Source organism: Intrasporangium sp., from assembly GCF_035280925.1.
GTDB lineage: Bacteria > Actinomycetota > Actinomycetes > Actinomycetales > Dermatophilaceae > Intrasporangium.
The window spans coordinates 1-5,456 of the sequence record NZ_DATEEY010000221.1 but is presented as its reverse complement, the minus strand read 5'-3'; the positions used below and the strand labels follow the sequence as shown (position 1 = coordinate 5,456).

At 70.5% G+C, this 5,456-nt stretch carries 3 protein-coding genes and 1 pseudogene; all 4 read right to left on the bottom strand.

Features of this window, described 5'->3' with window-relative positions; genetic code table 11:
* Positions 1-382: 382 nt before the first annotated feature.
* Positions 383-1,090, bottom strand: a complete 708-nt coding sequence (locus VJN29_RS19940; protein ID WP_324145389.1) for a M50 family metallopeptidase — start codon at positions 1,088-1,090, stop codon at positions 383-385.
* Between the two features lie 51 nt (positions 1,091-1,141).
* Positions 1,142-2,083 carry an alpha/beta hydrolase gene (locus tag VJN29_RS19935; protein ID WP_324145388.1) on the bottom strand — a complete coding sequence of 314 codons (942 nt, stop codon included), beginning with the start codon at positions 2,081-2,083 and terminating at the stop codon, positions 1,142-1,144.
* A 114-nt stretch (positions 2,084-2,197) separates the two neighbouring features.
* Positions 2,198-3,604, bottom strand: coding sequence for a 3-hydroxybutyrate oligomer hydrolase family protein (locus tag VJN29_RS19930; protein WP_324145387.1), 1,407 nt, complete (start codon positions 3,602-3,604; stop codon positions 2,198-2,200).
* Positions 3,605-3,730: 126 nt separating this feature from the next.
* Positions 3,731-5,456 (bottom strand): annotated as a pseudogene (locus tag VJN29_RS19925) (ATP-binding protein); the annotation flags it as partial.

Sequence of the window (5,456 nt, the reverse complement as noted above, 5' to 3'; positions counted from 1 at the left end):
CCTACGCCGTGCCACTCGTCGTCTCGCTCGATCTTGCTGACCGCCAGCGCCTTCTCGAATCGCCGGACACGGAGTCGAGGCTGCGGCTGGGCCTCGAGCTGGCCCACCGCGAACGAGGCCTTGCGACGGCACTCGGCAGCGCGCTGGAGGCCCCAGGCTCGCCGTTCGACCTCAACTAGGAGAACCAGCGCCTCACCCGCGCGGGTTCAAAGCGGTGGGGTCGTCATCGGTGCTCGGGTCGGGTTCGGCGGGGGTGGCGGACGCTCGGCACCCCCGATGAACACCTGCTTGCTCCGTTCGTGTCGCCCACCTCGCTGCGAGATACCGGGCGATGAGGTCGGGGACGATATCGTGACCGCTCCTCGGCGTCGTCTGTGCGAACTCACTGGAGGGCGGAGAGAACCTCGGTTGCCACGACCCAGGTGGCTGCGGCGCAGACGATGGCAAAGCTGAGGTTCCAGACGACGCGCGGCACGTGGGTGAGTGACGCCAGGACTCCGGGGTCGCTCGATCGGTCGGAAGTCCGCGCCACGGCAGCCACGTGCCGCCAGGCGCCGATCACGAGGACGATTCCCGTGCCGGCGAGCACCTGCGCCTGGAGGAGGTCGTCGCGCCACCACCACAGGGCCCCGGTCGCGGCGATGGCCACGAGCATGACGAGCAGGGTGAGGGGCGATCGCACACGGACGAGGGCGAAGAGCAGGATGACGAGGATGCCGCCGATGAATGCCGCCGCCCATCCCAGACCGGCAACCCAGGCCATGGCGGCACCGACCACCGCTGGGGCCGGATAGCCCGCCCACGTGGACACCACTCGACCGATGCCCCGCGCTCGTCCCACCGTGGCGGCGTGGCCCGACATGTCGCCACGGAGGACGAAGCCGGTGAACCGACGGCCCGCCGCCATCCCCACGACCGCGTGGCCCAGCTCGTGCACGAGCGTCACGGCGATCCGGAGTACCCGCCACAGCGGTTCCACGGCGACGACGAGGACCGAGGCCGCGAGGACCGTCCACACCGCCGCAGCCGTCAGGCTCACCTCGCCCGTCGCAGGTTCGAGCCGCCTGACGACCTCGTCCCACCAGTCCATGGCCGCCGAACCTAGCGGACTTGCCCATGCGGTCTCGCAGGGGTACCCAGCTCAGGCTGAGCGCGCGGCGAGCCGTATGTCCAGCCACTCGACGATGTCGTCCATGACCTCGTCGCGGTTGGTCTCGTTGAGCAGCTCGTGGCGGGCACCGGGGTAGAAGATCGAGGTCACGTCCTCGACCCCCAGCCGTCGGTACTGTTCCTCGACCCGGCGCACGCCCTTCGACTTCTCGCCCACCGGGTCCAGCTCACCTGACACGAGGAGGATGGGCAGGCCCTTCGGCACCCGCGACACCTCTCCGTCAGCGTTGATCCGCGCCAGCCCACCGAGCAGGTCGGAGTAGAAGCCCGCCGTGAAGATGTTGCCGCACTCGATGTCGGCGATGTACTTGTCCACCTCGTCCGGATCACGCGACAGCCAGTCGAACCTTGTCCGGGTCGGCTTGAACGCCGCGTTGTACTGGCCGAAGGTCAGACGGTCCATGAGTCCACTGGGATGGCGCCGACCGCGCACTCGGGCCTGGGCCAGCGCGACGGCGCGCCCGATCCGGCCGAGGGCCCCGGGGTCGCCGGCAGTGCCCGACAGGACGAGCCCCGAGAGGTCGCGTCCCCACCTGAGCGCGTAGGCGCGCGACAGGAACGACCCCATGCTGTGCCCGAAGAGGAAGATCGGCAGGTCCGGCTGCTCCGCACTGGCATGCTCCGTCACGCTCTTGAGGTCGGCGACGGCAGTGTCGAATCCCTCCGTGTCCGCGAAGTAGCCGTGGTCCGGTGTCGCCGAACCGGCCGTCTGCCCGTGGCCGCGGTGGTCCCCGGCATAGGCGGCGTAGCCCGCCTCAGTGAGCCGTTCCGCGAACCGCGCATAACGGGCAGAGTGCTCGGCCATCCCGTGGGCGATCTGGACGACCGCCTTGGGCTGCCCTTCGGGCAGCCAGTGGTGGACGAAGAGCGGTGTGCCGTCGGTGGCTGTGACGGTGTGGGTGCTCGTTTGCATGGGCTGACGGTAGCGCCCGGAGGCCGCCCGGCCCACGTCTCCCCGGCCGAAGAGCAAGGCCGTGTGCCGCTGGGCCCAGGCCCAGCGGCACACGGCCTCGGGTGGGTGGTTGGGTCAGAGGGAACAGCTGTTGACCAGGTCGGCCGAGGGTCGCGGGACGGTGCGGTCCGCCGGCGGCTCGGCGCCCGTCTCGACCCAGGCGACGAGCGCGTCGAACCCGGTGCGGGCACACGGCAGCATCGGACGGAGCTGGTCAGGGAAGAAGTCGTAGAGGGCGTCGGTGTGTGTGCCGTCGACGATGCGGTAGTAGCGGTGCAGGTCGCCGTGGCCGACGGAGTCGATGAGCGCGTCATACGGGTCGCCGCTCGTGCTGATCGGCAGGAGCGTGTCCAGGGTGCCCTGGACGGTGATGAGCGGCTTGCCGATCCGTCCGGTGTTCTCGACCGAGGCAACCGCAGCCTTGACCTCGTCCGGGCGTGACGCGTAGTCGTAGTCGGCGTCGCAGTTCGGCGTGCCGCTCACGCAGTACGGGATGCCGGCGTCGAGGTCGCCGTCCCACGTCGGGTCGAACGACTCCCGGTAGATCCGCTGCGTCAGGTCCCAGTAGACGGCGTGGTGGAACGGCCAGAGGAACTCCGAGCCGGGCGCGAAGCCGGCCCCGATGAGCGCGTCGTGGGCGGCCTGGTCGCCGGTCGCGGCGTAGGCCGGGTAGTGCTTGAGCGCGGTCGGCAGGTAGGTCATCAGGTTCGGTCCCTCGGACCGGAAGAAGGTGCCCTCCCAGTCGAGGCCGCCGTCGTAGAGCTCGGGCCGGTTCTCGAGCTGCCAGCGCACGAGGTAGCCGCCGTTGGAGATGCCGAAGAGATAGGTCCGTTTCGGCGACTTGGCGCGGACCTGCTTGACGACGTTCTTGGCCGCGATGGTCAGCTCCGTGACGCGCGAGTTCCACTCCCGCTCAGCGCCGCCCGCCTCCTCGCCGTGGTAGAAGCCGGTGCCGGTGTTGCCCTTGTCAGTCGCGGCGAAGGCGTAGCCCCTGGCCAGCACCCAGTCGCTGACGATGAAGTCGTTGGCGTAGGTCGCGCGGTTGCCCGGCGAACCGCTGACGATGAGACCGCCGTTCCAGTTGTCGGGTATGCGAATGACGAACTGGGAGTCGTGGTTCCAGCCGTGGTTCGTGTTGGTGGTGCTCGTGTCGGGGAAGTAGCCGTCCACCTGGATGCCGGGGACGCCGGTGGGGTTCGTCGTGCCGGCTGCGTTGAGGCCGGCCCAGTTGCCGGGGATCGTGTGTCCGCTCGCGACGGTGCCGGCGGTCGTCAGGTCGTCGAGGCAGGCGACCTCCTGGTGTGCGGCGCCCGGGACCGTCACCTTGTCGATGCGGGCACAGTGGCCGCCGCCGGGCTTGCTGGTCTCCCGGTCGGCGCTGGCGGTGGGCGCGATGAACGCGCCGACGAGGATCACGGCCGTCGTCGTGGCGAGCGCGATCCGGGCACGGGGCGTTGCTGTCAGATGCCGTGTCGTGTCCATCAGCCGACGATGGGGTCTCGCGGCGTGACGCTCAATATGAGCACCTCACACAGCAGGGGGCCGGGTGTGGAGCCGCCCTCCACGTCGGTCCGACGTGGAGAGCGGCGCGATCCGATGCGGGTGACCTCAGGTCACGGTGACGGTGAACGAGGCGACGACGTCGGAGCGGGAGTCGGACGCCAACACGTGGACCGTGTACGACCCCGCCCCTGCCCACGTGTGGGACCCGGTGATTGTCGCGGTGCCGTCGGCACCGATCGCCGAGACCACGGCATCCTCGGTCACCGTGCCGTCGCCCCACTGCACGCGTGCGGCGTAGCCGTTCCCGTCACCGGCCGGGATGCCGCCCGAGACGGCCCCGAGGTCGAGGTCCGTCGACGTCCCAGCCGAGGCCATCTGGTCGGCCGGCGGCTCGATCGTCAGCGCGGCCCCGTTGTCGGCGACGGCGAAGACGTGGATCCGCCCCGCGCTCCTCGGGTCCCCGGTCTGGGTGGGCAGTGTCACCGACTCGACCGTCTTGCCGGAGGGGATGGTCAGCGGTGCCGTGGCGAAGAACTTGGCGTGGCACCCGTCGGTCCCGGTCCCGTTGAGCCGGTATGCCATCTCGAGGGCGATGACGTTGCCGAACTTCGCGGAGCCGCACCAGTCGCCGTACTGGATCGGGTACTCGACCGAGGTGCCGTCGGAGAAGTTGACGCGGCCCATGGTGTCCTGGTCGCGCTGGGTGGCGGTCCCGATGAGCGAGAGCTTCGTCGCGCCCGGGGCCAAGGTCACCTCGAGCGTCTGCCCGGCGCCGGTCGCGTTGTCGTTCTCCCCGGGCGGGATGGCCGGGATGGAGTAGCGCAGGTCGGTGCCCGGAACCGTGATGAGGCGGCCCGGGACGCCCCCGGCCTCGGTCAGCGCCGTGCGGGATATGCCAGCGCGGTCCGCATCGCACGGCACCTGCTGGCCCACCTCGCCGATGCAGACCGAGTTGAACGCCGCGGCATAGGACGGCACCGACGCCTGGTGAACCGTGACGCCACCGACGGCGCTCCCGCTGCCGGTCTGCATCGTCACCGTCACTCGGGGCTGGTAGAAGCCGGGCTCCGACCAGGTGTGGGTGCCGTTGACGGTGAAGGAGCCGAGATCTCCGGCCACGATCGTGCCGTCGGAGCTCGAGCCGTCACCCCAGGCAATAGTGGCCGTGACGGGTCCGGACGGCTCGCCGACCCCGCCCGAGAACGACGCCACCGTGCCGGTCCACTCCGTGTCCTCGGTGACCTCGAGCTCGGGTGCACCAACGACCTTGAGACTGGTCGTCTGGGCCTTCGACCCGTCCGTGAGCAGCTCGACCTCGGCCAGATTGGCGTTGGCCGCGCCGGTCGTCTCCGTCACGACGAGGCGGTAGGACGTGTAGGTCTCAGGCTCGGCGATCCGGAACGGCCGCGTCTGCACGCGCCAGGGGAACTGCTCAGCCGACCGGGTGTCGAGTGTGGTCCACGTGGCGCCCCCGTCGCGCGACCCCTCGAGTCGCCACGCTGACGGGTCGCCGGCGGCCGGGCCGGAGGTGACGGTGTACCACGTCGCCCGTTGGCCCACCCCCGACAGCGTGAAGCCGATGGTCGGCGTCGCGGTCCCGAAGGCTGCCGACGTCCGCGACGTGTCGTCGAAGAGCGCCGTGGCGTCATCACCGGCGGCGAGACCTGTGACACTGGCCGTGCCCCGGCCGGGGCCCGTGGCGTCCTTGAGCGGCTTCGGCGCCTCCGTGCCCGTGGTCAGGGACGGCGGGGCGTCCTGGGCCCGAGCACCGAAGTCCGACGGACGGGGACCCATCGCGAACTCGACCCGGGCGTTCCCGGAGAGGGCGGAC

What these genes read in the sequence shown, in the direction of transcription:
- VJN29_RS19935 (WP_324145388.1), bottom strand. Translation starts at nt 2,083, where the DNA reads ATGCAAACGAGCACCCACACCGTCACAGCCACCGACGGCACACCGCTC.
- VJN29_RS19930 (WP_324145387.1), bottom strand. Translation starts at nt 3,604, where the DNA reads ATGGACACGACACGGCATCTGACAGCAACGCCCCGTGCCCGGATCGCG.
- VJN29_RS19940 (WP_324145389.1), bottom strand. Translation starts at nt 1,090, where the DNA reads ATGGACTGGTGGGACGAGGTCGTCAGGCGGCTCGAACCTGCGACGGGC.